This is a genomic window from Candidatus Filomicrobium marinum, assembly GCF_000981545.1.
Classification (GTDB): Bacteria; Pseudomonadota; Alphaproteobacteria; order Rhizobiales; family Hyphomicrobiaceae; genus Filomicrobium; species Filomicrobium insigne.
Window position 1 is genome coordinate 245431 of sequence record NZ_LN829119.1, and the last position, 25542, is coordinate 270972.

The 25542-nt window shown below is 56.7% G+C and carries 25 protein-coding genes and 1 riboswitch; of the genes, 12 read left to right on the top strand and 13 right to left on the bottom strand.

Annotation, left to right across the window (positions count from 1 at the left end; translation table 11 throughout):
• The first annotated feature begins 85 nt into the window (after nucleotides 1–85).
• The 3 genes from YBN1229_RS01165 (at nucleotide 86) to YBN1229_RS01175 (ending at nucleotide 3609) form a co-directional block, all read left to right on the top strand.
• A complete protein-coding gene (locus YBN1229_RS01165; RefSeq protein ID WP_046475680.1) occupies nucleotides 86–1786 on the top strand; it encodes a mucoidy inhibitor MuiA family protein in 1701 nt (566 codons plus the stop codon).
• 28 nt (nucleotides 1787–1814) lie between these two features.
• Nucleotides 1815–2168 carry a hypothetical protein gene (locus YBN1229_RS01170; protein WP_046475685.1) on the top strand — a complete coding sequence of 118 codons (354 nt, stop codon included), beginning with the start codon at nucleotides 1815–1817 and terminating at the stop codon, nucleotides 2166–2168.
• A gap of 148 nt (nucleotides 2169–2316) precedes the next feature.
• Entirely contained in the window at nucleotides 2317–3609 is a 1293-nt protein-coding gene (locus tag YBN1229_RS01175) for an adenylosuccinate synthase (protein ID WP_046475688.1), read from the top strand.
• 39 nt (nucleotides 3610–3648) lie between these two features.
• On the opposite strand, the gene YBN1229_RS01180 is transcribed toward YBN1229_RS01175, so the two are convergent.
• A complete protein-coding gene (locus YBN1229_RS01180; protein WP_046475692.1) occupies nucleotides 3649–4167 on the bottom strand; it encodes a GNAT family N-acetyltransferase in 519 nt (172 codons plus the stop codon).
• A 75-nt stretch (nucleotides 4168–4242) separates the two neighbouring features.
• Nucleotides 4243–4704: an NUDIX domain-containing protein gene (locus tag YBN1229_RS01185; protein WP_244466786.1), complete on the bottom strand. Its 462-nt coding sequence runs from the start codon at nucleotides 4702–4704 to the stop codon at nucleotides 4243–4245.
• Nucleotides 4705–4767: 63 nt separating this feature from the next.
• Between YBN1229_RS01185 and YBN1229_RS01190 the strand changes: the two genes are divergently transcribed.
• The 5 genes from YBN1229_RS01190 (at nucleotide 4768) to YBN1229_RS01210 (ending at nucleotide 9038) form a co-directional block, all read left to right on the top strand.
• Nucleotides 4768–5721 (top strand): metallophosphoesterase family protein, encoded by a 954-nt coding sequence (locus YBN1229_RS01190; RefSeq protein ID WP_052743593.1) that lies wholly within the window; start codon nucleotides 4768–4770, stop codon nucleotides 5719–5721.
• A complete protein-coding gene (locus tag YBN1229_RS01195; RefSeq protein ID WP_046475699.1) occupies nucleotides 5718–6983 on the top strand; it encodes an MFS transporter in 1266 nt (421 codons plus the stop codon). Before YBN1229_RS01190 ends, YBN1229_RS01195 begins: the two co-directional genes overlap by 4 nt.
• Nucleotides 6980–7162 (top strand): hypothetical protein, encoded by a 183-nt coding sequence (locus YBN1229_RS01200; protein ID WP_046475703.1) that lies wholly within the window; start codon nucleotides 6980–6982, stop codon nucleotides 7160–7162. Before YBN1229_RS01195 ends, YBN1229_RS01200 begins: the two co-directional genes overlap by 4 nt.
• Nucleotides 7163–7328: 166 nt before the next feature.
• On the top strand, nucleotides 7329–8522 hold the full coding sequence (locus YBN1229_RS01205; protein ID WP_052743594.1) for an alkaline phosphatase D family protein: 1194 nt from the start codon (nucleotides 7329–7331) through the stop codon (nucleotides 8520–8522).
• 51 nt (nucleotides 8523–8573) lie between these two features.
• On the top strand, nucleotides 8574–9038 hold the full coding sequence (locus YBN1229_RS01210) for a DUF302 domain-containing protein (protein ID WP_076605364.1): 465 nt from the start codon (nucleotides 8574–8576) through the stop codon (nucleotides 9036–9038).
• Between the two features lie 29 nt (nucleotides 9039–9067).
• On the opposite strand, the gene YBN1229_RS01215 is transcribed toward YBN1229_RS01210, so the two are convergent.
• Nucleotides 9068–9919 (bottom strand): protein phosphatase 2C domain-containing protein, encoded by an 852-nt coding sequence (locus tag YBN1229_RS01215; protein ID WP_046475707.1) that lies wholly within the window; start codon nucleotides 9917–9919, stop codon nucleotides 9068–9070.
• Between the two features lie 319 nt (nucleotides 9920–10238).
• Between YBN1229_RS01215 and YBN1229_RS01220 the strand changes: the two genes are divergently transcribed.
• The gene (locus YBN1229_RS01220; RefSeq protein ID WP_046475712.1) at nucleotides 10239–11327 is read left to right on the top strand and encodes a patatin-like phospholipase family protein; all 1089 of its coding nucleotides are present in this window, start codon (nucleotides 10239–10241) and stop codon (nucleotides 11325–11327) included.
• 14 nt (nucleotides 11328–11341) lie between these two features.
• On the opposite strand, the gene YBN1229_RS01225 is transcribed toward YBN1229_RS01220, so the two are convergent.
• Nucleotides 11342–12118 carry a helix-turn-helix domain-containing protein gene (locus YBN1229_RS01225; RefSeq protein WP_046475715.1) on the bottom strand — a complete coding sequence of 259 codons (777 nt, stop codon included), beginning with the start codon at nucleotides 12116–12118 and terminating at the stop codon, nucleotides 11342–11344.
• Nucleotides 12119–12404: 286 nt separating this feature from the next.
• Nucleotides 12405–12971, bottom strand: a complete 567-nt coding sequence (locus YBN1229_RS01230) for a septal ring lytic transglycosylase RlpA family protein (RefSeq protein WP_046475718.1) — start codon at nucleotides 12969–12971, stop codon at nucleotides 12405–12407.
• A 469-nt stretch (nucleotides 12972–13440) separates the two neighbouring features.
• Between YBN1229_RS01230 and YBN1229_RS01235 the strand changes: the two genes are divergently transcribed.
• Nucleotides 13441–13770 carry a hypothetical protein gene (locus YBN1229_RS01235; RefSeq protein WP_244466787.1) on the top strand — a complete coding sequence of 110 codons (330 nt, stop codon included), beginning with the start codon at nucleotides 13441–13443 and terminating at the stop codon, nucleotides 13768–13770.
• 44 nt (nucleotides 13771–13814) lie between these two features.
• Here the strand turns inward: YBN1229_RS01235 and YBN1229_RS01240 are convergent, their stop codons facing one another.
• From YBN1229_RS01240 to YBN1229_RS01250, 3 genes are all read right to left on the bottom strand, one after another.
• Nucleotides 13815–14345, bottom strand: a complete 531-nt coding sequence (locus YBN1229_RS01240; RefSeq protein WP_052743596.1) for a bactofilin family protein — start codon at nucleotides 14343–14345, stop codon at nucleotides 13815–13817.
• 239 nt (nucleotides 14346–14584) lie between these two features.
• Nucleotides 14585–14950: a hypothetical protein gene (locus YBN1229_RS01245; RefSeq protein ID WP_046475724.1), complete on the bottom strand. Its 366-nt coding sequence runs from the start codon at nucleotides 14948–14950 to the stop codon at nucleotides 14585–14587.
• A 127-nt stretch (nucleotides 14951–15077) separates the two neighbouring features.
• Nucleotides 15078–15482 (bottom strand): hypothetical protein, encoded by a 405-nt coding sequence (locus YBN1229_RS01250; protein WP_046475727.1) that lies wholly within the window; start codon nucleotides 15480–15482, stop codon nucleotides 15078–15080.
• 246 nt (nucleotides 15483–15728) lie between these two features.
• Here YBN1229_RS01250 and YBN1229_RS01255 point away from each other — a divergent pair, with 246 nt between their 5' ends.
• Entirely contained in the window at nucleotides 15729–16949 is a 1221-nt protein-coding gene (locus YBN1229_RS01255; RefSeq protein ID WP_046475730.1) for a hypothetical protein, read from the top strand.
• Here YBN1229_RS01255 and YBN1229_RS01260 read toward each other — a convergent pair.
• The 4 genes from YBN1229_RS01260 to thiC all read right to left on the bottom strand — a co-directional run bounded on the left by YBN1229_RS01260 (nucleotide 16946) and on the right by thiC (nucleotide 22404).
• Nucleotides 16946–18556 (bottom strand): TRAP transporter large permease, encoded by a 1611-nt coding sequence (locus YBN1229_RS01260; RefSeq protein WP_046475733.1) that lies wholly within the window; start codon nucleotides 18554–18556, stop codon nucleotides 16946–16948. The two genes, YBN1229_RS01255 and YBN1229_RS01260, sit on opposite strands and share 4 nt — an antisense overlap.
• 20 nt (nucleotides 18557–18576) lie before the next feature.
• The gene (locus tag YBN1229_RS01265) at nucleotides 18577–19197 is read right to left on the bottom strand and encodes a TRAP transporter small permease (protein WP_046479782.1); all 621 of its coding nucleotides are present in this window, start codon (nucleotides 19195–19197) and stop codon (nucleotides 18577–18579) included.
• 86 nt (nucleotides 19198–19283) lie between these two features.
• Nucleotides 19284–20285 (bottom strand): TRAP transporter substrate-binding protein, encoded by a 1002-nt coding sequence (locus YBN1229_RS01270; RefSeq protein WP_046475736.1) that lies wholly within the window; start codon nucleotides 20283–20285, stop codon nucleotides 19284–19286.
• A 235-nt stretch (nucleotides 20286–20520) separates the two neighbouring features.
• Nucleotides 20521–22404: a phosphomethylpyrimidine synthase ThiC gene (gene thiC / locus YBN1229_RS01275; protein ID WP_046479783.1), complete on the bottom strand. Its 1884-nt coding sequence runs from the start codon at nucleotides 22402–22404 to the stop codon at nucleotides 20521–20523.
• 121 nt (nucleotides 22405–22525) lie between these two features.
• A riboswitch (TPP riboswitch) is annotated at nucleotides 22526–22655 on the bottom strand.
• Nucleotides 22656–22730: 75 nt separating this feature from the next.
• Between thiC and YBN1229_RS01280 the strand changes: the two genes are divergently transcribed.
• The gene (locus YBN1229_RS01280) at nucleotides 22731–23234 is read left to right on the top strand and encodes a DinB family protein (RefSeq protein WP_046475739.1); all 504 of its coding nucleotides are present in this window, start codon (nucleotides 22731–22733) and stop codon (nucleotides 23232–23234) included.
• Nucleotides 23235–23408: 174 nt separating this feature from the next.
• Here YBN1229_RS01280 and YBN1229_RS01285 read toward each other — a convergent pair whose 3' ends face one another.
• Entirely contained in the window at nucleotides 23409–25538 is a 2130-nt protein-coding gene (locus YBN1229_RS01285; RefSeq protein ID WP_046475742.1) for a membrane protein, read from the bottom strand.
• Between the last annotated feature and the right edge of the window lie 4 nt (nucleotides 25539–25542).

The following is a 25542-nucleotide window of genomic DNA, read 5'->3' on the forward strand; positions in this document are numbered from 1 at the left end:
GTCATAATGCGGTCGCCTTGAGGCCGCACGAGGGGATATTTTCTCGGGCCGATCCGAACAAACTTAGCACTACGAGGGGCACTCAATGCTGCGCGCTGCTTTCACCTGCCTTTTTGCCGTCGTTACCGTCGCGGGAGCGGTGGCGGAAGACATAAAGGTTCCCTCGCGGATCGATAGCGTGCTGGTCTTTCCCTCCGGTGCGGAAGTGACGCGCGTTGCCAAAGTGAAGTTGGACAGCGGTGCGCAGACACTCGTATTCGAGGATCTGCCTGCACAGGCTGATACAAGTTCAATACGCGTTGAAGGCAAGGCCAGCGGCGTCTTGGAAATTGGTGCGGTCGACAGCCGTCGCATCTTCATCTCTCGTGACGATGCGCAAGCGGCGGCTTCGACCCGTCGTCGTATCGATGATGAAATCGAGAAGCTCAAGGATCAAAGGACCCTTATCGAGGGTCAGATCTCCGCATATGACACTCAAGTCAGGCTCATTGAAAACCTCGCGGCTCTGCCAAACCAGCCTGCGCAGCCCGGTGCGTCCGCCTTGGTTCCGCGCGAAGATTGGTCAGCGCTTTTTGCGCTGATCGGCACGAGCATGAACGACGCACAGAGCGGTCGCCTTGAGGCCAACGTCAAAATTCGAGATCTCGACCGGCGTATCGCAGATCTGCAAAAGGAGCTTGCTCTGCTGGCCCCCAAAAGGGAGGAGCGAACAGAGGTCAAGGTCTCGGTTGCGGCGCAAACGGCGCTCGATGCCGAGATGATCGTTCGTTATCAGGTGCGCGGCGCATCCTGGCAGCCGTCGTACGACGCACGGCTTTCGACAGGCTCGAAGACCGTTGAGCCAAGCCTGGATCTCGTCCGGCGTGCTACCATTACCCAACGCACCGGGGAGGCTTGGGAGGACGTATCGTTGACGCTCTCGACGACGCGACCCAAGGCCGGATCTTCAGCTCCCGAGCTCACGCCTATTACTGTTGACTTCAGAGTCGAGCCGAAGCCGCTTCCACCCCCTTCTCCTGCTCCGCAAGTGATGATGGAGCGTCGTGGTGATGCCGGAAACCGTCCCCAAGAAGAAGCCGTTATTGCGGATTCGCGCGAACGTATGGGTGCGGTCGCGCGCAAAGTTGCAGTGCAGCAGCGACTGGCAACCGTTGAGAACGCGCCCTTCCAGGCGCTTTATCGCGTCTCGGAGCGAACTTCAGTTCCCGATACGGGTGAAACCAAACGCGTGCAGCTCACGCAAAATACCGTTGCGCCGCAACTCGTTGTGAAGACCGTACCCAAGCTTGACCCTACGGCCTATCTCTACGCGAAATTTAAGCTACCCGATCGTGAGGCGCTGTTGCCGGGACAGGTCTCGCTGTTCCGCGATCAAACGTTCGTCGGAACGGGCCGGTTGCCGCTGGTGAGCGGTAACGAAGAGGTGGAACTTGGTTTTGGGACCGACGACCTCGTGCGTGTCCGCTATGCGGTTGCAGGAGAGGTTCAAGGCGAGAGTGGTCTGATTTCCTCGTCCCGTAATGATCGGCGTGAGTTCAAAATCAGTGTGAAAAACCTTCACGAGCGCGCCATCACTCTGTCTGTTCTCGATCAATTGCCAGTGTCTAAGCAGCAAGGAATTACGGTCGAGTTCATCGGAGCGAATAAGCCGACACGGCAGAATCTCGAAGACAAGCGCGGCATCATAAGTTGGGACAGTCAGATTGACGTCGATGAAGAGAAGGTCATTGACTTCGGATATAAGGTCGCTTGGCCGTCGCCACGCGAGATTATGTACGGCCAGTAACAAGACTACGTAAATCGGGGAGGCTCGAATGGGCAGGCGCGGATACATTTTCCTGGGGCTCATCCTGTTTGCCGTCGCGGCGGGCGTGCTTGGCTACAGACTGATGCATGAAGGCGATGCGCTGGCGCGCTATTCGTGGATCGTTGGCGAAGAGAATGCGGCACCGGAGCAGGAGCGTTCGGCGTCCCGACCGCAGGCTTCACCAGGCGCCGATAGTTTCGCGCAGGCCCGGCGTGTTGAGGGCGGTGGAACGCGCCAGGAAAAGCTCAACAATATGAAGTTGTTGGAACTCGGACTGGATATAGCCAACGTGCTGGTCGGGCTTATCGGCATAGTTCTTGCCATCAGTGGCATGCGCATGCGACGGGAAGCGCGTTCTTAAATTCTGATTATAAAAGCGTTTTTTTCTCTGTACGGCTTGTAGAGCGTCTGTCGCACTCATAAACGTTTTCAGACGGGGCAGAACGCACTATAGTATCTCAAAGCCCCGGCATGTGCCGGGGCTTTCGGTGTTTTTACGAAGGGTCGAGATGTCGAACGTCGTGGTTGTTGGCGCCCAATGGGGTGACGAAGGTAAGGGCAAAATTGTTGATTGGCTGTCGGAACGCGCCGACATCGTCGTTCGATTTCAGGGAGGTCATAACGCCGGCCATACTCTGGTTATCGGCGGGCAGACGTACAAGCTGTCGCTGTTGCCTTCCAGCGTCGTGCGCGGAGGAAAGATGGGGATCATCGGCAACGGCGTGGTGATCGATCCGTGGGCGCTGTGCGACGAAATCGAACGGCTGCGGGCGCAGGGTGTGAACGTTTCGGCAGATAACCTGCGCGTTGCAGAGAATGCGACCCTCATCCTTCCGCTTCACCGAGAGCTGGACCAAATGCGCGAGGAAGCTGCGGGAGGCGGTCGGATCGGCACGACCGGACGCGGGATTGGACCTGCGTACGAAGACAAGGTTGGCCGCCGTGCCATCCGCATCAACGATTTGAAAAACCTCGACACCCTCGGTCCAAAGGTTGAACGCATTCTCGTTCACCACAATGCTTTGCGGCGCGGGCTGGGCAAGCCTGAGGTGGGCGCAGACGCGCTAATGGCGGAGCTCTCTGAAGTGCGGACGAAGATCCTGCCCTTCATGGACGTCACGTGGGAGTTGTTGGATAGCGCTCGCCGCGCAGGTAAGCGCATTCTGTTCGAGGGTGCTCAGGGCACTCTGCTTGATATCGATCACGGCACGTATCCGTTCGTCACCTCTTCGAACACGGTGGCGGCGCAGGCGGCGACGGGATCGGGCATTGGTCCTCGTAATCTTGGATACGTTCTCGGCATTGCCAAGGCCTACACGACGCGTGTGGGTTCTGGACCATTTCCATCCGAACTTACGGATGAGATTGGTCGGACGTTGGGTGAGCGGGGCCACGAGTTTGGCACCGTCACGGGACGGGCACGTCGTTGTGGCTGGTTCGATGCCGTGCTCGCGCGACAAGCGATCAAGGTCGGTGGGATCGATGGCATCGCGTTGACGAAGCTCGATGTTCTCGATGGCTTTGACGAGGTTAGGGTTTGCGTCGGTTACGAGATCGACGGTGAGCGCATCGAACGTCTGCCGGCAGGACAAAACTCGCAAGCGCGCGTGCGTCCTATTTGGGAAACGTTCGAAGGTTGGTCAGCTTCCACACGTGGTGCACGAACGTGGGCGGATTTGCCGGCGCAGGCCGTCAAGTACGTGCGTCATATCGAGGAACTCATTGAGTGCCCCGTGACGTTACTCTCGACTTCGCCAGAACGCGACGACACGATCCTCATGCGTGATCCGTTCGAGGATTGAGGTTAGACGATCCGGTGATCCCAGCCGCTGTTCTTCAGCTTAGGCGGCTTGGATCAACCCGTGGAAATTGGCCGCTGCGCCGGTTTGAAGTTCCAGGCCGAGGATGCGTGCCGGATTGACGGGGCCCGGGAAAGTGATGCTTCCTGGCGGAAGCGGCTTAAACCCGAACCGCGCGTAATAGGGCTCATCGCCGACAAGGATGACGAGGGCTATGTCGTTCGCACGAGCCAAATCTAAGCCTTCAGCGATCAACTGACGCCCATAGCCCCTATTGGCAAAAGCCGGATCAACGGCGAGTGGGCCGAGAAGTAGTGCTCTCGTGGTTCCGCCAATCGAGATCTCCGTGAAACGGAGGGCCGCGATGATGGCTCCGTTTGCAACGGCAACACGACAATAGGGAGAAACCGGCGTGCGGCCTTCGCGGACGCGATAAGCCGTACGGGCAAACCGTCCGGGGCCGAATGCGCGTGCGTGTAAGCGCGAAATTTCCGGCAAATCAGAAAGCTCTGCCGGTCGGGTGATGACGGGAGCTGCTTCAACTTTAAGCTGGTTATTCACGAGCGTGTGGTCCTCAGGGTGGTTTTTTCTTGTCGCTTCTTTCGCTCGATTGGCGGGTGGGTAGAGGTGGATTGTCTACCAGAGTTCTGCCACGGATACAGATCCTTTGATTTCGTCAATTCTGGCGCGTGTTGAGGCGTGGATTTGTTCTGGCAGGGCGTCTATCGGGAAAAAGCCGTGTTCGGCGATCTCAAAATTTGGCTTCGGGGCGACGGGTTGCTGCCATTCCCGAACTACGAAGAGTGCAATGTGATCACTGGGAAAGTAGCGAAAATTCGCATATATGCCGAAGAGTTGGGGGCGCCCCGTCATTTGAATGCCGGCTTCCTCTTTCAGTTCTCGGGCTAGTGCCGTCTCGATGGTCTCGTTCTTTTCAACGCCGCCTCCCGGAAAGTGCCAACCCGGCCTGTAGGTATGGCGGATCAAAAGAATTCGGCGGTCCGGTGCTATGACACACCCTTGAGCACCGATGGTGAGGGGGCGGGTCATGCGCCAGTAAGATTGGCGCGCGCGTTTCAAAATCCAGGATATTGGCACGGGCTAATCCTTTTACGTAGATCCGTTCGCTGGCAATGAATTTGGGCCGTCTGGAGCAGGCTGGTGGTACGAGAAAACACTGTAACGATCGCGCACATCTCAGATGTCCACCTTTCGCCCATTGCGGGATTCGGACCGCGTCATTGGAATGTGAAGCGCGCACTTGGCTATATCAATTGGCATCGCTCGCGCAAACGGGTGTGCCGGGCCGATGTCGTCGCAGATATCGTTGCCGATATGAAGGCGCAGACGCCGGATCATATCGCCGTGACCGGAGATCTCGTGAACGTTGGGTTGCCGCAAGAACTGGCCGCTGCGCGTCTCTGGCTAGAAAATCTGGGCTCACCCGACGCTGTCAGTGTCATTCCCGGAAACCACGACATCTATGTGCCGATGCGCCGTGACGAGGGGGTGCAGCGTTGGGCCGACTACATGTCGCCGGACAGCTACGGTGCCGCTTTTTCAGTGGGTGACAGTGGCTTTCCTTATGTGCGGCGAATTGGTCATGTCGCGTTGGTTGGGGTCAATTCGGCAATTCCCACTCCGGTGTTCGTAGCGGCGGGTCGTGTTGGCCAAAAGCAGCGCTCGGCGCTTGGACGAATTCTCGATAAATTACGTGCAGACGGTCTCGTCCGTGTTGTTTTGATACACCATCCACCGTTGCCTGGGCAGGCTTCGCCGAGGCGTGCACTCGTTGATGCACACGAGTTTCGAGAGGTATTAGAACAGCATGGCGCCGAGCTCGTTTTGCATGGGCATAATCACCGCAATATGCGGACTTATGCGGATGGTAAACGTGGGAAAATACCCGTTATAGGAATTGCGTCGGGTTCCTATGCGATTGCAAAGGACGTTGGCGTGCTTGCGCGATATAATTTGCTGAGGTTTACGCGCCGAGAGGACGTAGATCGGATTGATCTTGTCGGCCGGGGGCTCAAGAAAAACAACGGCCCAATCGTCGAACTCGAACGGACTGAACTCTCGCCGCACCAAATTGAAACCGGAGCATCAAAATGACCGTCCTTGAGGCGCGTAAACCATTCCACGCGCGCCCGCTTTGGCTGCTCGTTCTGTCTGCGGCAAGTATTGCCGCGATTGGCATGGGTCTCAGGCAGGTTATGGGACTTTATGTCGTTCCGGTTTCCGAGGCGTTGTCTTTGGGCCGCGAAGCTTTCGCGCTGGCGATTGCGCTGGCTAATCTCGTATGGGGCATGGCCGCCCCATTTCTCGGGATCATATCTGACAAGTATGGTGCGGGGCGCGTCATTGTGTTCGGTGCGGTGTCGACGGCGGTTGGCATGCTGCTGATGTGTTGGGCCAAGACAGAAATGGATCTGATCTGGTCTGGCGTTGCCTTGGGGCTTGGGGTCGCCGGAGCGGGCATCAACGCGACCGTTGGAGCCGTCGGTCGGGCAGCTCCGCCGGAAGAGCGGACGGCTGCAATCGCGACGGTTGGCATTGGTGCAGGCATCGGGCTGCTTCTGGCGTTGCCGTATTCTCATCTGCTGATGGAGGCGCTGGGCTGGCAGACAAGCCTCATCGTGCTTGCGGGCACAGCGATGATTATTCTGTTGCTCGTATGGCCGCTGTGCGGAGGTGCGACTTACGAGGCGACGCAGAGTTCGGCTCAATCGGCAGGCGAGGCTTTCCGGGAAGCGATGCGGCTGCCGAGTTTCTGGCTCCTCAATCTCGGATTTTTTGTTTGCGGATTTCACGTCATCTTTTACGCAACGCATTTGCCGCCGTTCGTTGCGGATCAGGGGCTGGGTCCTGAGATCGGTGTGTGGGGGCTGACGGCTGTCGGTGTGGGTAACCTTTTGGGGACCTATCTCGCAGGTCAATGGGGCCGCAGACTGCCAAAGCGCTACGGGCTCAGCCTCATTTACATTTGCCGCGTCTTCATCTTCTTCGGCTTCCTGTATCTGCCTATGAATGGGCCGACGATTATCATTCTCAGTGGTCTCCTCGGCGTCCTATGGTTGTCGACCATTCCGCTAACCAGTGGGCTGATCGCAACGTTTTTCGGGGCGAAATGGTTGACCATGCTTTACGGCGTTGTCTTTTTTTCGCATCAGATCGGATCGTTTCTGGGTGTGTGGCTTGGCGGCGCGATTTATGATCGCTTCCAGTCCTATGATGCGATGTGGTGGATCTCGATCGCGCTTGGGCTATTTGCTGCGATCGTTCACTGGCCTATCGTAGAGCGGCCAGTGGCGCGGTTGAATCCGCAGATGGCGACAGCGGGTGCATCGCCCCTACGTGGAGTGGCAGAGCCATGAACAACCATGCTGACGATCGGATCGTGACTTCCGGCGATCTCGCTATGCCATCGTGGGTTCGGCGCGTGGTCTTCGCTGTCGTCGGACTGGTGATCGCTGGGGGCCTTTATCTCATAGCGGTGCGTGGGGACGCTCTGCTGGCGGATCTCTCCGCCCTTGTCACACTGATTTGCGGTTGAGCACCTACTTTGTTGCGATATCGCCTCGCGATTTTAGAACCGCGAGTGGCGCTGCATGACCTGAGTTGAGGACCGATTTGTGCGTGACGATCCCGACACCTCTTCTCCACACTCCTCTCCGAATTCGGGAAATACACTGCAAGTAGCTAAGTCTCGTTCCTCGAATATGATTTGGTTTGCTGTTGGCATTCCGTTGGTGATGCTTGTTGTCGGGGTCCTGCTAATTGTCTCGGCCGTTTCAGACGGCGATACGGCAACGCGCTCAGTATCGATGCCGGCGGAGATCGAGGTGCGGACGCCCGAAGTTTCCGCTTCTCAAGCCGATTTTCCCGAAGCTGTACGAGAAACATCTGTTGCGCCGCAAACGCCCTGGCTCGAATTGGATGCTCAAACTCGGCTCACTCGCATCGGGGTTGGATCGTGTCTCAGCCAATTGCACCCGCAGCCCATTTGGGAAGGTGTTCTTGGGCTCAAGCAAAGGCCAGAGCTTTTTCTCATGCTCGGCGACAATGTTTATGGGGATATCAAAAGCCCAGGTGGGGATGAGCTGATCGAGGCCTATCGCATGCAGGCCGTTCAACCCGAATTCGCAACAGCGCGTGCCGCGTTGCCGTTTCTCGCCACATGGGATGATCACGATTACGGTCTTAATGACGGAGGCGCGGATTTCCAGCATCGGGAGCTATCGACTGAGCTCTTTCTCGATTTCTGGAAAATGGCACCGCCTCAGCCTGCAGGTGGGATTTATTATTCGCGATATTTTGGGCCCGATGATGCGCGCGTGCAGATTATCATGCTCGACACGCGTTCCTTTCGGAGTGCTCTCAAGGTCAAAGGCGACCTATTCCCGTTCTGGGGGCGTTATGAACCGTCCTTCGACCCGGACCAGACGATGCTCGGAGAAGCGCAATGGCAGTGGCTCGAGGCAGAACTCAAGAAGCCAGCCAAGATACGTCTCCTGATCTCATCGATACAGGTTTTGTCGGAAGGTCATGGCTTTGAACGCTGGGGCAATCTGGCGAAGGAACGCGCACGTCTTTTGCAGCTCTTGGGAGATGTCGGCGCCAGGGGTACGATCCTGCTTTCGGGAGACCGGCATGCGTCGGCGATTTATTATACGACAGTGAATGGCAGCCAGGTCGTGCCCGAACTTACAGCGAGTTCGCTTAACCGGCCCTATGGGCCGTCACGCGACGGGAGAACCGATGAGCTGCTTACGGCGTTATTCAGCGAGGCGAATTTTGGTCTCGTTGATATTGACTGGGAGCGCGCGCAGGTGGCGCTGACAATTAAAGGTGTCAACGGTGAGACGGTGGAGTCTCTACGATTTAAATTTGCGGATCTCGGTATCGAACAGTGAGTGCCCGCGGGCCGGTTGTTGCGAGGGCAGGACAATGCGGAGAACAAGAAAATGAAACGGCTGTTTCACCTCATTCTCATGGCAACGTTTTTTCTGCCTCAGGCTGTACGCGCGTCAGAGTTCAACAGCGTTTCAACGCAGGAGTCGTTCGCTGATGTTGCCGCTTATGTCGAGAGTGCGATCATCAATCAGGGATTGACGATCGACTACAGCGGCGAGGTGAACAAAATGCTTGAGCGAACCGGTGGAGATGTCGGTTCGACAAAGACGATTTATACCGGTTCCAAATTCTTTTTATTCTGCTCGGCGAAGCTGTCGCGGGAGATGATGGAGGCGGATCCTACCAACGTCGGCTTTTGCCCGTTCATTGTGTTTGTCTACGAAACGGCCGCCGAACCCGGTGTCGTTCATGTCGGGTATCGCCGACCGGGAGCAGGGAAAGGGGAAGCTTCCAGCAAAGCGCTGGAGAATGTCGACAAACTTCTGGAGTCAATCATCAAAGAAGCTGCGGAATAAAAGTTATCTTATTTTTGATTGCGCCGAGATCAAATGATCTTCAGGAGTATTCCGGTGGCGTCGTCCGTTGCTTTGACACGTGGATGGCTTTTGCAAGACGCATCCGCAATTTCGATTTCGCGTAGTTCTCTTACGATCGCCTCTAGGCCACGTGTGATGGCGGCGTCGATCAATTCGTTTGGCTTGTAACGTTGGTAAAGTTCGCTCAAGCGCGTGAGGCCATCGCTTGCAATCAAGATATGATCACCTGGCGTGACATCGAGGCTACCGGTTGCGACAAACTTCGGCGGCGGTGGTGTTATGGACAGAGCACCGTATCCGTCCGGCAAATTGATTTTTGCGCGGCGTTTTCGAATCTTCGGCCATATGAGCGCTTTCACCTCGTCGTGTGAGGCAGTTGCATTCTGCTCTTGAAGGCTAACAACGACTTTTGCCGTCGACCGATCACCGGCCTCCGCGCCTCCTAGCCCGACGGTGTGCGTGTTCTCATCGGCTTGTACGATCAACGCGCAGTCACCAACCGCGACATAGTCGACGCGATCACCATTGGCGCGAATGATCATTGTCGTCGCAGACGGATATTCATGCCGGCCGGTAGGTTGGCGCGTGATTGCGCGATCGAATGCTGCAGCGACGGTTTCGCATATCCGCGCCGGAAAGTCGTCGAGGTGCTCCGGCGGCATTAGTGCGGCGGTTGAGATAGTGCGATGAACTGCTTCCGCAAACCAAGCGGCGTCGGTCCCACTGCCGATCAGTGGTGTTTCTATGACGTCAGTGGCGCCATCGATGACCCATGCCATTAGTCCGCCGCAATGTCCGTAGCGATCCTCGTTCGCCTCACCTGACGCGAGGGAGATACTGTCGATGACTTCGAAGACCATTTGTCACTCCAGCAGGATTTGCCTTTGTTCGGCGGAATAGTGCGTGGATATGCCTAGCGCAGATCTTGATAGCTATGGTCTCTCGGCAACGTGATTGTGAAGACCTAGTGTGTCGCAGTGGAGTTGATCGCACAGTGCGCCATTCTTGATCTATGGTGAGAGACGCGTGGCGGTTGGAAACCGTATTTCAGTTCACTAAGGGCAAGCCCTCACGGGCCGATCTGCGTCCATGTCTGGGTCTGGATGGGCATTATTGTTCGTCCGTAGTCTTCACTAGTCATTGCCGTTGAAGGCCTTATGAAGGGGGTGCTCCGCAATCGTGCGCATTTTTAAAAATCAGTTGACCATTAATCTGGCTTTGCAGGGTGGGGGAGCCCACGGTGCTTTTACGTGGGGCGTGCTGGACCGGCTTCTCGAAGAAGAAAATATCGAGATTGGTTGGGTTAGCGCGACCAGTGCCGGAGCAGTGAATGCGGTTGCTCTCGCAGGCGGATTGGTCAACGGCGGTCGCGTGGCGGCACGCGCTAAACTGCATGAAGTTTGGGAGTCCGTTTACAAATCAGGGGTACCTGATCTCCTGCGGATGAATCCATTTCTCTACAGTCTCAGCCGTTCACCTGCACTCACGCAGGTTGCCAGTTTGTGGTCACCCTATGACTTTAATCCGTTGGGCTTCGATCCGTTGCGCCGGATTCTGACCGATGCGATCGACTTCGATGCCTTGCGAGATGGATCACCCATCCAATTGTTGATTGCAGCGACTGATATTGCGACGGGGCGTGCGCGTTTGTTTCGCAATCACGAACTCACAATCGAAAGTGTGCTGGCTTCAGCGTGCTTGCCTACGATCCATCATGCCGTTGAGATCGATGGCAAAGCATATTGGGATGGCGGCTTTTCAGCCAACCCCGATATCGTAACGTTAGCCGGTGAGAGCCCTGTGAACGATACGTTGATCGTTCAGCTCAATCCTACGGCGAAATCAGGGTTGCCAACGGGCGTGCGAGAAATTGCGGATCATGCCAACAGGCTGACGTTTAATGCGCCGTTGATCCGCGATGTCGAGATTATCGAGACAGCGCGTGAGGCGGTTGGCCACTTTGGACGTTTCGGGCTTCGCGGCCGGCTTGCGCGTTTGGTCAAGCATCGCTTCCACCACATCGAGGCTGGCCGCTACACAAGCTCTCTTAGCCCGGAGTCCAAGATCAAACCGGATTGGGAAACCTTTATGTATTTGCAGCGGGCCGGCAGGCTGGAAGCCAGTAAATGGCTAGACCGGCATCGTGCGGATGTCGGCGTAAAATCGACTGTCGACCTCAAGGCGCGTTTTCTTGATGCCCGTGATGAAGCGGCTACGCAGGGCGGCGAAGCTGGAGGGGCTCGGCCCCGGGATCGGATCGCCGGCTGAGTTCCAGCAATCGCTTAGGGGCCGGCGACGAGACGGGCGTAGCCTTGATGAACCGTCTCGGCCAGAATTTCCGCGTACTTGGCGTAGTGCTTTGATGCCGATGTAATCTCGCCAAGCTGATCAGGGCTTATCGTTTCCGTTTTCACATAGACGATCGGTGACGCAACGGGCACGAGCATGGCGCCCTGCCGGTTCAGCGTGGAGATGATGCCGCGCATATAGTCGGTTTGATCGAGCTGCGAGACCATCACCATACGCATCGCGCCTTTGGTCAATGACACGAGATGAATGAACATCGAGGATGCGGGGACGTAGATCCTTCCCCGATGCTGGAAGTTCACATCCGGCCGATCGAATTCTTCGAACAAGAGGCTGGGCCAGTCTGGGTCCCAAACGATCTGTGTCCGGTAGGCGATAATGAGATCGGGCTTGGAAAACGCCGGACGGATAGTGAGGTAAGACCCGATGTAGTGGTCGACCGCTGCCCGTGTGTAAGCGCCCATGTAAACGGGAGCTGCGAGCCCACCGTCACCACGAAGTTCCATGGGACCGGAGACTACAGAGCCGGTCCAAGCGGCTTTTATGTCAGCGTACTCAAGGCCCAGCACCATGCAGACGTCAAAGAGAGTCTGGTCCCTGACTGAGCGGCCCGCGAGCAGGTTCTGGACCGTTTTTTCATGACAATCGGCAGCGTCAGCGAGTTCGGACTGTGTCAGCTTTTTCTCGACCATTGCTGTGCGAAGTATGGCAATTGCCGTGTCGCGATGGGAAGGCCGAGGAATATCGCTCATTAACGTGCCGGGCTGGAGGCGCAAGATCGGTGCCGGCGAAAAGCCGGAATGGAATTGTCTTCTTGCGGGAAAATACCGTTACTTGCGGGCCCTTGGCAAACGCCAAGCACGGAATATCTCGCAATTTTTAATCGTGAGTTCGATTGTCAGCACGATGAGCGATTTATGTGCCGTCAATGTGGTGGGCGTGAAACGATGCTACGTCCGGCGCAAAGTTCATAAGAAAAGGCGGGGAACTCGTCGTTCCACCGCCCCAGAGTCTTCGTGATTTTTTTATTGTTTAGGCTCAGCTCTTGCCGAGAACCTCGATGCTGACCGGTACAACGCCTGCGTTCTGCATGCCGATCGAGTGAGCAGCGGCTTTGGACAGGTCGATGATGCGGCCCTTCACGTAGGGACCACGATCATTGATCTTCACGACGACGGAGCGACCATTGTGATGGTTGGTCACACGTACACGCGTACCGAAGGGCAGCGTTTTGTGAGCAGCGGTCATGGCGTTGGGGTTAAACCAGCCACCGGATGCGACGCGCTGCGGCTGCCAGTAATAGGACGCCTTGCCGGATGCCTTGTGACCGGTGCTGCGATAGGCGGTTTTAGACGAACCTGATTTCTTGGCTGCCTTGGAATAGGTCTTCTTACCGGAGCTCTTAGCACTGTACTTTTTGGTCTTCTTTTTCGTGCTGTAGCTTGCGGACGGCTGCTTGGGGGCGCTCGTTCCGAGCTTCGACTTAGAAGCCCCACCGCAGACGTAAGAAGCGCCGACGCATTTCCAGGTTTGCTGTGAGGCTTGAGCTTCCACAACCCCGAAAGACATAGCAGCGACGAACAGCCCTGTAATCAGCTTGCGCATGTTACGTTCCTTTTCTCAAACACGGCAGAGCTCAGGCGCACAAAATCTCCCCCAACCGGGGATCGGCCCGGTTGCCAAAACCAAGGATCAAGCAATTTAGAAAGTACCCTCAGTGCAGGTGCGGAGTGATGACCTCACATGTACCCTTAGCTACTCGTCAGAACTCTTTGCTGCCGTGGCCCTTATTAGAGCGTACCCACCTGTAAACATGTGTACCTGTTCTGACGGGGCGAACGTGACCACCGCGAAATGTGGCCGTCAACGCTGAAATAATCCCATTAAATTTAACTGATGGGTGCATATCTTTGAAAAGACAGCGTTTTAAATTTTAACTTTGGATGTAGCCGCGACTGCACGCCGCAGTGCCGCAGCAACTTTAACCTTTCCGAGTGGCTGAATTTGCAATTGGACGTGCACAGAGCTCCGCTCTGAATTTCTGTCGGCTCATCGTCAGATGGAGGCGAAAGTTATGAAACCATGGCAAAAACGAATTAGGACCCCAATGCTGGTGTTTGCGTTGGGCCTGGTGGGAATAACGTGCTTCGGCGCGACAGCTGACGCGCGTATCGAATGCCGTAACGGCAGCCAACTGGTTGGCGGGAATTGGATCTCAACGCCGTACTGCGAAGATCAGCGGGTCGCTGAGGTGGCGGCGGAATATGGAATGCGGGTTTCGGCAGACGCTATTCGTAAGAACCCGAACGTGAAGAAAGAGGTCTGCCGGCTTATCGGCCAGGACATACGCGTTGATATGGCTTGCCAGACGGTTTTGCCACAGTTACGCGGCCGCGGCCTCTAGTTGCCGCGGCTGATTTGGATGTGTGTTGGCTCGATCGTTGTTTTTTAGTTGCTGGTTGAAGCAGCAGTGAGCGAAGCGACGTCCAAGTTCGGGCTGAGTTCCGCGTCGTCTTTTGGACGGCGCACTCGGCCATCGAAATGTGCGCCTTCGGCGATCGATAGCGTACGGTGATGGATGTCGCCCGCGACCCGCGCCGTTGAGGTGAGTGTAACGCTGCTGCCGCGAATGGCACCGTCGACTTCACCCTCCACTGAGACAGAATGTGCGGTCACGACCCCGGTGACCTTACCACTACGGCCCACGACGACTTCCTTGCCATTAATGTCGCCTTGGATGTTGCCGTTGATGTGCACGCGGCTCTGGGAAACAATTGTGATCTTCTGGCCGACGATAGCGAGATCGTCACCAATGATCGACGTGGATGTCGGTGATTGTTGGTTTCCAGCAGGCTGTTGTTGTTGAGAAGGTAATGGAAAAGCCGGGGGACTGGGCGGTTGAGGTGGGGTTGCGTGTGACGTTGAAGGTAGCGGCTGTTCATGGGGCTTCTGATCTTGATTCGCGCTACGACCAAACACGTTCAACCTCCATATTACCCTAAGTCCAGGAGGGATAACCCTCGACACGGACTCTTCCCATCGAATCACGGGCAGCATGCCTGTGAGCGTGATCCCTGTCGAGCAGCATCACGTCTTTTCGGCGCTATGATGACCGTGGCCTACAATTTGAGGTTTTGGTGCTGATTTTGGGGCGACATGGAGGTTACGCGCGAACTTTTGTGGCTCGCGCGTCTGAAATACGTCACTGAGCTCGACCCTCAGGGAATGTAGAGGTCCACGAAGGGAGCCCGAATATAAAGACCGCCCCGATAGCGTCGTCTCACATAGGGGCGATAGTAGTAATCGTCGTCATAGTAATAGGGCGTGGCGCTGTATACGTACCCATACCGCCTGTAGGGACGATACCGATAATAGCGATACGGTCGATAGGCGTAGTAATCTCCGTCGCCATAGTAATAACGCCGGCCGACCTTCAGTAGAAGGCTATCATTCTCAGCTGTACTCTTGGTCGACGAGACCGCTGGATTGAGAGGGAGCGCGCTGACGGAAGTTGAGGCAAGGCCTAACATTACTAAAGCGGCGATGCCTCCCAACACGCGGCTACCCGGGATCAATGCGGACATAACATCTCTCCTTTGCCCATCCCACAGCGTAGACTGTGTAACGACAACCCGTGTTGAGCCCTAGCGGTTCCATGGCTGAAATTGTTTGGCTGGTCTGCGCGGCGGGGATAGCTAAGGGTTTGAAATATCAGTCGTGTACGAGGGCACGCGACACCAGCCAAATGCCAAAGGCTGCGATTGCCAATGCGGGCCAGATTAGAAACGCTTCCGTTTTCTCAAGGATCATGGTGCGCCCGATTGCGAGGAGGATTGCGGCGTCTTTGTTTGAAAAGAAAACAGTCCAGTATGCTATCTGTACAATGGCAGGGATTGCGACGGCGGCAGCAAAGACCCATAGCGGCCACCGCCGCAGACCTAGGCTGTGGTAGCGGGCCGTCAGTATCCATATCAGCGGAATGATTATTGCCAGAGTCGTTGTAGCGGGCCCGTAAAAGCCAAACCATCGCGTATTGAGTAGGTACAGGACCAATGCCAGCGCCGCTCCGAAGACGGCAGTAGAGATAAAGCCCTTCAGAAATGTAGCGTGAGACATTAATCAAACCCCAGTCCAGAAGCATTTGCGGGGGCGCGTGGATACGTTTGGCCTTCGCCACGTCGCGAGATCTATGAAAACTAACTCGGTGGTCCTCAATTGGCCCTAGGGCTGGGCATATTTGTCGAAAGTTGTGGCTTCGGGGCTTCAGGGGGACACGGAATGTTTGCCGGGCCCTTGTCACGGGGATAGCAACCCGCTTCAAACAATGACTGTTGCGGGAGTTCAGGGACACGGGAAACCGCCATGCTTTTAGGCGCGCGTATCTTTGTTGCAGTCGCTTTTACAATACTCGGGGCAACCTTTATCGCCACGACCGGTGCCCTTTACTATGAGTTTGGCTATCAGGCGAAAAGCGATGCGTGGATTTCGCTCGCGACGTTCTACAGCCACTTGTTTATTTTTTTCCCGCTGTTTGGCGTGTTGGCGCTGGTGGCGTTCTATGTGCCATCGTGCGTCTTCGTAGACATGTATTGGCGGCATGTCTCCTGGGGCAAGCTGCGCTTTACATCAGGCCTGCTCCTCGTCGCCGCCATATCCGTCGGCGCGGGTTGGGGCCTTGGCGGTGGGCAACTTCGTTCCATTTGGGAAGTAAAACCAGAAGTTCTGGCTGAAGATCCGGGCGATCCGCCGGGCTGCAATTCGGCGCAGCAATCGTGTTTGCGGGTTCCTGTGATGACGGCGTTGAGCGATGTGGTGGCGCGCAGCAAAGCGCGGGCTGGCATGTCGCAGTTTGTGCGCAATTGCGAACCCGATCCCTTAATCGAGACGCCCCCTGAGCAACTGTCGCGACGATATTGCTTTGCAACTCAGACGTTGGTCGACGCGGCGACGTGTTGCCAAGCCCAGAAGCAGTTCGGATTGGCTATCCGGAATATGTTCGAGCCTGAGGCCAACCGTTCGTTGATGGTGAAGGTTCACAAGGCGCTGCTGCCGTTCAAGATTTTCTTCCTTTTGGTGGTATTTCTTATTGCCCCGCTGCTGGCGATCCGCCGTCGCGGCATTGCCGAAAACTATGGGCCCTGGATCATTAAGATCGAACGCGGTGTTTTGGTCGGGGCGGTGGCGATGTTGTTCTTCCCAATCATGAACTTGGCATTTCTGCAGTCGTCGGGCTTGCTTTATGGAACGGCTCTCGACTCCGTCTATCGGTCGATCTCTTGGCCGTTGATGTTGACCTTCGGCGGTTGGGCGCTGTTGTTGCTGTTCTTCTTCTTCCGCGATGTCGACAAGGATATTGAGACGGTTGCACGCATCGCCGGTGTCGTCGGTTCCGCGCTGGCTGTGACCAAGTACCAGCTTATTGTCGACTACGCCGTTCGCTTTATGGGCTCCGGGGCGTCGATTACGACGCTCGGCATCATTGCCGCTCTTGTCGGCATCGCGTTCCTTGCCATTGTTCTCCAGCCTAAGCTCAAGAGGTCCAAGGCGAAGGAAGTGCAAGAAGCGCTGGAAACGGGAAGCTAGCGGACGATGATCTCCGGCCCCATCAAAAGCGTTGGCAGGAACGTTGAGATGATCGGTATGTAGGTGATTATAATCAGGAACACCACGAGGACTGCAACGAACGGCAAAGCGGCTCGGACGACCTGAATCAAGTTCATTCCGGTTATTCCGGAGGTAACGAACAGGTTCAGGCCGATGGGTGGTGTGATCATGCCGATTTCCATGTTCACGACCATGATGATACCGAGGTGGATCGGGTCCACCCCAAGCTCCATTGCGATGGGAAAGACGACTGGGGCAACGATCAGGAGAAGCCCTGAGGGCTCCATGAACTGGCCGCCCACAAGCAGCAAGAGGTTCACCGCAATCAGGAACGTGAACCAGTTGAAGCCGGCTCCTATCATCCATTCCGTGATTGCCTGAGGGATACGCTCCGAGGTCAATACGTGTGCGAAAAGCAGCGCGTTCACGATGATGAACATCAGCATGACGATGGTTTTCGATGAGTCGACCATAGATGCGCGCGTGTCAGCATGAAAGAGCGCCGGGAAGAAGACTTTCACGATGAGCCACGTGTTGCGCCCCCAGGGTGGGAGGCCTTTTAGTAGCGTGAGCGGGATGCCGCTTATGCTGCTTTCCGGATCGCGCAGCATAGGGTAAGCGAAGAGTATAATTATTGCACCGATACCCCCAATGAGCGCTCGATTATCGAGCCCGGCGCCGGGCAGGAAAAAGAACGACAAGATTAGGAAAACGAGAAAAAAAGATCCTGCGTAGACAGAGGCAAAGAAGCCGACACGCGTGCGATGGTCGGTTCCTTCCAGAAGCCAAGGGACGTTTTTGAGTGGCCCGATATCCCGGTAAATGAAGAGAGCGACGAAGCCAGCGTAGACTGCTGCGACGGCTGCGGCTTCTGTCGGTGTGAAAGCACCTCCGTAAATGCCTCCGATTATTATAACGATGAGGAACAGGCCCCAGGCGGCGTCCTTGCCTGCTGAGATGAGTTCGTGAAATCCCTTCCATTCTTCCGCGGGAAAGTTTTTGACGCGCGCCATAATGTAGATGGCGATCATCAGCATCAGTCCAGCGAGAATGCCAGGGAGGACGCCAGCCAGAAACATTCGACCGACCGACACGTCAGTTGCGGCCGCGTAGACCACCATAACGATTGAAGGCGGAATGAGGATGCCGAGCGTGCCGGCATTGCAGATAACGCCTGCGGCGAACTCCTTCGTGTATCCGACCTGACGCATGCCGGCGATGGCGATGGTGCCGATTGCGACGACAGTTGCCGGCGACGATCCCGATAGAGCCGCAAACATCATACAGGCAAATACGCTCGCGATGGCGAGGCCACCGCGTATATGCCCGACCGCAGCTATCGCGAAACGGATGATGCGGCGCGCCACACCGCCCGTGGACATGAAGGTAGACGCGAGAATGAAGAAGGGAATTGCAAGCAGCGTATAGTTCTGTGAGCTGGTGAACAGTTGCAATGCGACGGACGACATCGAGTCGCGAGAGAAAAATGCGATGATCAGAACGCTGGAAAGACCGAGGGCAACGGCGATCGGCACACCGAACAACAGCATACCGAGAACGAGTGCAAATAAGATCCCTGCTTCCATTGCCTCACCCCGATGCGCTTTTATTCGCGAATGGATTGTTTGGTCGATGCCACGAGATCTTCCGCTTCGTGGCTGGCAATAATCGTTTCACGTTTGCCACGCGCGATGTCGATGAAGGCTTGGAGGGAACGAAAGGCGAGCAATGCCAGGCCGACGGGTAAGATCAGGTAGGAAACCCAACGGTGAACGCGATCCTGAAGGCCAAAGGTTTGCTGCACCCATTCCGGATAGCGCAGATCATCCAGGCCGATCCCGATCTTGTACATCTTCGTCCAGTAATCCATGGCGCCGCCGCGCGTGTTCGCGCCGAGCACCTGCATCCAGTCCGCACTGAACAAAATGACCGCGTACAGGATGCAAGCCAGCGCGGCGAACAAGGCCGTGATGCGGTAAATGGGTTTGGGAAACAGGCGGACGACGGCATCAATGCCAAGGTGTGTTCCGGCTTTGATGCCATAGCTCATCCCGAACAAAATCATCCAGGCGAACAGGATGCGGGTGAGTTCCAGAGCTCCGTTCCAACCCGAATTGAAGACATAACGCATGATGACCTGGGTAAAGGAAATCAGCGTAATGGACGCCAAGAGCAGAGCGAGAATGTTTTCCTCGAGCCGCGTGATAAATCGCGACAGCGTCTGCATGCGTTTCTCCCCCTCAAGGCCGAATTGGTGGCCTGTTGGCATAGCGAAAAAGCGCCCCGTTGGGGCGCCTCTCACTTGTTGTCGCGTTAGCTGTTGTTGGCCGCCACAGCGGCATCAATCACATCTTTGCCGATGTCATTTTCGAATTTGGACCAGACCGGTTTCATCGTATCGACCCAGGCTTTGCGTTGTTCTGGGCTTAGCGTACGGATCTTGCTGCCTGCATCAAGAATGTTTTGGCGGTTCTTGGCTTCTTGTTTGACGACGTTGTCGTTGGCCGTTTGCGTCACTTCCTGAGCAATTTTCAGGAACTGTTCGCGAACATCCGGATCAAGTCCGTCCAGCCATTCCTTTGACGTGACGAGCAAGTACGCGAGCAGTTGATGGTTCGTTTCGGTGATGCCGTCCTGAACCTCAAAGAACTTTTGCGTGTAGATGTTCGACCAAGTGTTTTCCTGGCCGTCAACGACGCCGGTCTGCAGCGCGCCGTAGACTTCTTTGAATGCCAGCTTTTGCGCGTTGGCTCCAAGCGCTTCGATCATGGCGACGGCCACGTCCGATGTTTGCACGCGGAACTTCAAACCCTTTGCATCGGTGGGTTCGATGAGCGGTTTGCTGGCAGAAAACTGCTTCAGCCCAGAACTCCAATATCCCAAGCCGATAAAGCCTTTATCCGCTACGACGTTGAGAAGGTCTTTGCCTGACTTGCTGTTTGTGAAGCGATCAACGGCCGAGAGGTCAGCAAAGAGGAACGGGAGATCGAAGAGGCGGTATTTCTTCGTGTAGGCTTCGAATTTGGAAAGCGAGGGTGCTGCGAGTTGGACGTCGCCCAAGAGAAGGGCTTCCATCACCTTGTCGTCGTCGAACAGCTGAGAATTCGGGAAGACCTCCATGCAGGCCTTACCGTTCATCTCTTTGTTCACGCGTTCAGCGAAGAGCGTGGCGGCGTCGCCTTTGGGGTGGCCTGTCGCTTTTACGACGTGGCTGAACTTAATGACGATTTCGCCATCGTCGCAGTTCGCCAAAGCTGGGCCGGTCGCCATGACGGTGGCCAAGGCCGCGCACGCAGAAAAGACTTTGAAACGCATGTGTTTCCTCCGTTTTATCCGCCGGGCATGCACTTGCATAGCCGGATCGGCGTTTACGGCAGGAGGGACGACACGCCTGCCGTACTTAGCCGTTTAAAATTGATTTTTCGTATTCTTTTTGAGTGGTGGGACCGAAAAAGGTGCCGCCCTGATGTTAATCTTACATACTTTTTTGTATCTGCCGAGCACGGCATTCGTTGGGTGTGGAATGCCGTGCCGGCTATGGGCGTGTGCCTTAACCTAGCGATCGATTGCTCTGTTTGATCGCTTCGGCGTCAGCCTGTTCCGCATCGACGTAGACGTTGCCGCCCATTTCCCGGAACTTTTCGCTCATTTCTGTCATGCCCGCTTCCTTGCTGTTCAAGGTTGCGGCGTAGTCGCGGACGTCCTGCGTGATTTTCATCGAGCAGAATTTTGGTCCGCACATTGAGCAGAAGTGCGCGACCTTGTGGGCTTCCTTGGGCAGCGTTTCGTCATGGAATGCCCGTGCCGTATCGGGATCGAGGCCGAGGTTGAACTGATCCTGCCAACGGAAATCGAAACGGGCCCGGGAAAGTGCATCGTCCCGGAGCTGAGCCGCTGGATGTCCCTTGGCGAGGTCGGCGGCATGTGCCGCGATCCGATATGTCACCACGCCGGTCTTGACGTCATCACGGTTCGGGAGACCCAAATGCTCCTTTGGCGTGACGTAGCACAGCATTGCTGTGCCGAACCAACCGATCATGGCGGCGCCGATGCCGGATGTGATGTGGTCGTAGCCGGGTGCTATGTCGGTCGTTAGTGGGCCGAGGGTGTAGAACGGCGCCTCGCCACATTCGGCGAGCTGCTTGTCCATGTTGATCTTGATCTTGTTCATGGGCACGTGCCCAGGGCCTTCGATCATGACCTGACAGCCCTTGTCCCAGGCAATCTTGGTCAGTTCACCCAGGGTTTCGAGTTCGGCGAACTGTGCACGGTCGTTGGCGTCGGCGATCGAGCCGGGGCGGAGGCCGTCTCCAAGCGAGAACGAGACGTCGTAGGCGCGCATGATGTCGCAAATCTCGTCGAAGTGCTCGTACAGGAAGCTTTCCTTGTGATGGGCAAGGCACCACTTGGCCATGATCGAGCCGCCACGCGAGACGATGCCGGTGACGCGCTCGGCGGTCAGATGGATGTAGGCAAGGCGGACGCCCGCGTGGATCGTGAAGTAATCGACGCCTTGTTCGCACTGCTCGATCAGCGTGTCGCGGTAAAGTTCCCAGGTGAGCTTGATGGGGTCGCCGCCGCATTTTTCGAGAGCCTGATAGATCGGCACTGTGCCGATCGGGACGGGCGAGTTGCGGAGAATCCATTCGCGCGTGTTGTGGATGTTGCGTCCTGTGGACAGGTCCATGACCGTGTCGCCACCCCAACGGATCGACCACACCATTTTCTCGACCTCTTCCTCGACGGAGGAGGTGACGGCGGAGTTGCCGATGTTGGCGTTCACCTTGACGAGGAAGTTACGGCCGATTGCCATCGGCTCGAGTTCGGGGTGATTGATGTTGGCGGGGATGATGGCGCGGCCGCGCGCAACTTCGTCCCGTACGAACTCGGGCGTGATGAATTCGGGGATTGCGGCACCAAAGCTTTCACCGTTGGCAAGCGCACTGGCGGCACGTTCCAGGGCCTTCTCACGGCCCAGGTTTTCGCGGTGGGCGACGTAGATCATCTCTTTCGTGATGATGCCTGCGCGTGCGAACTCCAATTGCGTAACGGGAGCTCCGTTCGCCCCGCGAAGAGGTTTTTGCTTGTTGGGGAAGTCGCGCGCCAACGCGGCACCGGCGACATTGCCGTTGTCTTCCGGCTTGATTTCGCGGCCTTCATAAGACTCAACGCCACCGCGCTCCTCAATCCAGGAGGTCCGAATGCGGGGCAAGCCCTGCTCCACGTCGATTGCCGCGTCGGATTCAGTGTAAGGGCCGGAGGTGTCGTAAACGCGGAAGGTTGGCTCGGCGGGATCGGTCAAAGCGATTTCGCGGAGTGGGACGCGGACGTCAGAATGGCCTTCCGGTGAGGAATAGACCTTGCGCGAGCCTGCGATGGGTCCGGTCGTCACCTTCGGGACCATTAGATCGGCAGTGCGCGTGATTTTATTCATACTAGCTCTCCATTCGCCTTGCGGCTTCACGCCCGCTGTCGAGCCGGTGAAATCCGCGCTGGCGCCGTCGCCAAACGGGCTGGCGGCGCGGTGATGACAAATGCGAGTCAGGCGAAAAAGGAGGTACAGTCGTGTCCGTCCCTTCGCCGGCATGACCCGGATCAGGTTCAAAGGGTGCTCGCACGGCTGCTATGAAGCAATAAGCCTTTAGCGCGATCTCAGCCAGTTGCCCGGCGCCCCTCGGAATAAGCCAAATTGTTATAGACATTGCCCTGTTTTGCAAAGGGCAATCGGATGAAAGCGAACAGAAGATAAGGGAACGATGGATGATCACGCCCGAATACGCCCGCTTGTTTGCGCGCTACAACTGTTGGCAAAACAAGAGCCTGTATGATGCGGCCAGTGCGCTTTCGGATGATGAGCGAAAGGCGAAGCGAGGCGCATTCTTTGGTTCAATACACGCCACCCTCAATCATCTGCTTTGGGGGGATCAGATTTGGATGAGCCGTTTGGCGGGGACGCCGAAGCCGACGGCTGCTTCGATCCCGGACTCCCTTGCTCAGTTCGAAGATTGGGATGGGCTTTGCTGTGAGCGCGTGGCTTTCGATCAGATTATTAGTGATTGGACGAAGGCGATGACGCCAGAGATGCTTTCGGGCGACCTGACGTGGTATTCGGGATCGACAGGGCGTGAGTTAACGAAGCCGCGTTGGGTCTGCGTCGTGCATTTGTTCAATCACCAAACGCATCATCGCGGGCAGGTACATTGTTTGCTCACGCAGCTCGGGTGCACACCAGAGGCGACGGACATTCCGTTCATGCCGGAGTAATTTGCTGGAACCGGCTTTGGTTTCTGGATTCGTCATCCCGCGACTTGTTCGCGGGATCCAAGGTTCAGCAAGTGCCAACTATCGCGTTTTGCCCCACGTCTTCCGCAGACACTCTGACGTAGGTTGGATCCCGGCAATAAATGCCGGGATGACAATAGTGCTCGAAAAAAGCGGCTAACGGCCTTCGCGCCACCAGGCGAGGGAAAGTAGGGCCAGAAGTGCAGCCAATGCGATCAGGCCGGTGAACATCGGCGTGAGTTTCACGCCATGCGTGACGTAGGCTTCGCGATCCTTGAGCCCCAACCAGCTGGAGCCTGCCAGCACGCGTGCGTTGCTCATCATGGAGATACGGGGCAGGTTGACGGCGTCAGGTTCGGCTGAGGCCAAAAGGCCGGACGACTTGGTCCAAAACGCGCCGCCCCCTGTGGCCTCAATGATCGGGGCCAGCTTTTTGTCGGTCGCGGTGACCTCGCTCATTTCGCGAACGTCTTCCGCACCCGCATGGGCGACGGCGGTAAGCTTGCCGGCAGGTGGTGCGGCTTCCGTTTCGGCCTTGTAAAGACCGGGCATCTTCACTTCGAGCGTTGTGCGCCAGACTCCCGGACCGGCGGGTTCGAGCGTCACCTCGCGGGTTTCTCCGCCCGGCGTTTTCAATTCAACCGGAGCAATATTCTCGCCCATGGAGCGGCGCTCCAGCGACAGGTTGAGGCCGGTTGCAGTGGCGATCAGACGCTCGTCTTCAAGGTCAGGCTCCTTCATCAGCCAATGCGACAGACGGCGGAGTAGGTCCGTATGTGGTCCGCCGCCCTCGTAACCTCTGGCCCAAAGCCATGCTTGATCGGAGGCTAGCAAGGCCACGCGTCCCTCGCCCTTGCGGTCTAGGATCAGAAGCGGTTCGTTACCAGCGCCCTTCATGATCACATTGCCGCTGGTGGGTTGAACCTCGACCTGGCGCAGCCAGCGGCCCCACGACGGCTGGCCATCTTTACCCTTCAGGCCCGGCAGGTCTCGGGTCACGGGATGCTTGATGCCATCGTCAGTGGTGCTGGCCTTGAAGGGTTCCTCGACAACGCGGCCCGTTGGCCGCGCCGGGATGATCGGTGAGAGCGGCGTCCTGTAGAGGCTAACGTTGCCTGCGTAATCGTCGCCTGCCGCGATCAAAACGGCGCCGCCATGTTCGGTGACGTAACGGGCGATGTTGTCGTAGTAGCCGAGCTGCAGAATGCCGCGATGTTGGTAGCGGTCAAAGATTATCAGATCGAAGTCGTTGATCTTTTCCGAGAATAGTTCGCGCGTCGGGAAGGCGATCAATGACAATTGGTTGATCGGCGTGCCGTCCTGCTTCTCAGGCGGACGCAGAATGGTGAAGTGGACGAGATCGACGGCGGCATCCGACTTGAGCAAGTTGCGCCATGTCCGTTCGCCGGCATGTGGTTCGCCGGAGACGAGCAATACGCGTAGATTTTCGCGCACGCCCTCGGCGGCGACGACTGCGCGATTGTTTGCCTGAGTCAATTCTCCTGGTGCCGGTTCGAGTTCGACTTCGAGAATGTTCGTACCGGCATGCGGGAAGGCGAGGTCGAAGGTTTCCGTGCGGCCAATCACCGTGCGGCGTGTCTCGTCGGGTTGGCCTTCGCGACGTACTTTGAGCGTGACGGTCTTGTCCTTATCGTCAGTTTTGCCGGCTTGGACCACACGCAATTCAATCGGCCGAGACTGGCCGACGATGCCGTAGCGTGGTGCGGTTATGATCTCTATGCGGCGATCGAATTCATCAGGGCGGCCAGTGAGTAATGCGTGTACTGGCGCTTCGAAGCCGAGTGCTGCTGCGTTCTCAGGAACGTCGTGCACCTGACCGTCAGTGACCATGATCACGCCGGCGATGCGATCCGGAGGTGTGTCAGCGAGTGCCGCATTCAGTTCCTGGAATAATCGCGTCCCATCCGATTTTCCATCGGAGCGCGACTTCACGGTGATCCATTTGACATCGAGGTTCGGCAGTTTGCCGAGTTTGGTTTCGAGGTCCTGGCGGATGGCGCGGGTCTGTTCGGGCCGTGTTTCGAGCGCCTGGCTAGTGCTCTCGTCCATGACCACAATTGCAACGTTCGCGAGGCTGTCGCGTTGCTCTTCGCGTAACGTCGGATTTGCAAGTGCGGCAAGTATGGCGAGGACGGCGAGCGCGCGAAGGGGTGCGCCGCGCGTCTTGCGGATAAACATCAAGGCGATGAGTGCAAGCGCAAGAGCGCCACCGATCCAGAAGAACTCCGGTGGAAGGAAGGGAGCGAAATCTACTGACCAGTTCATTAGC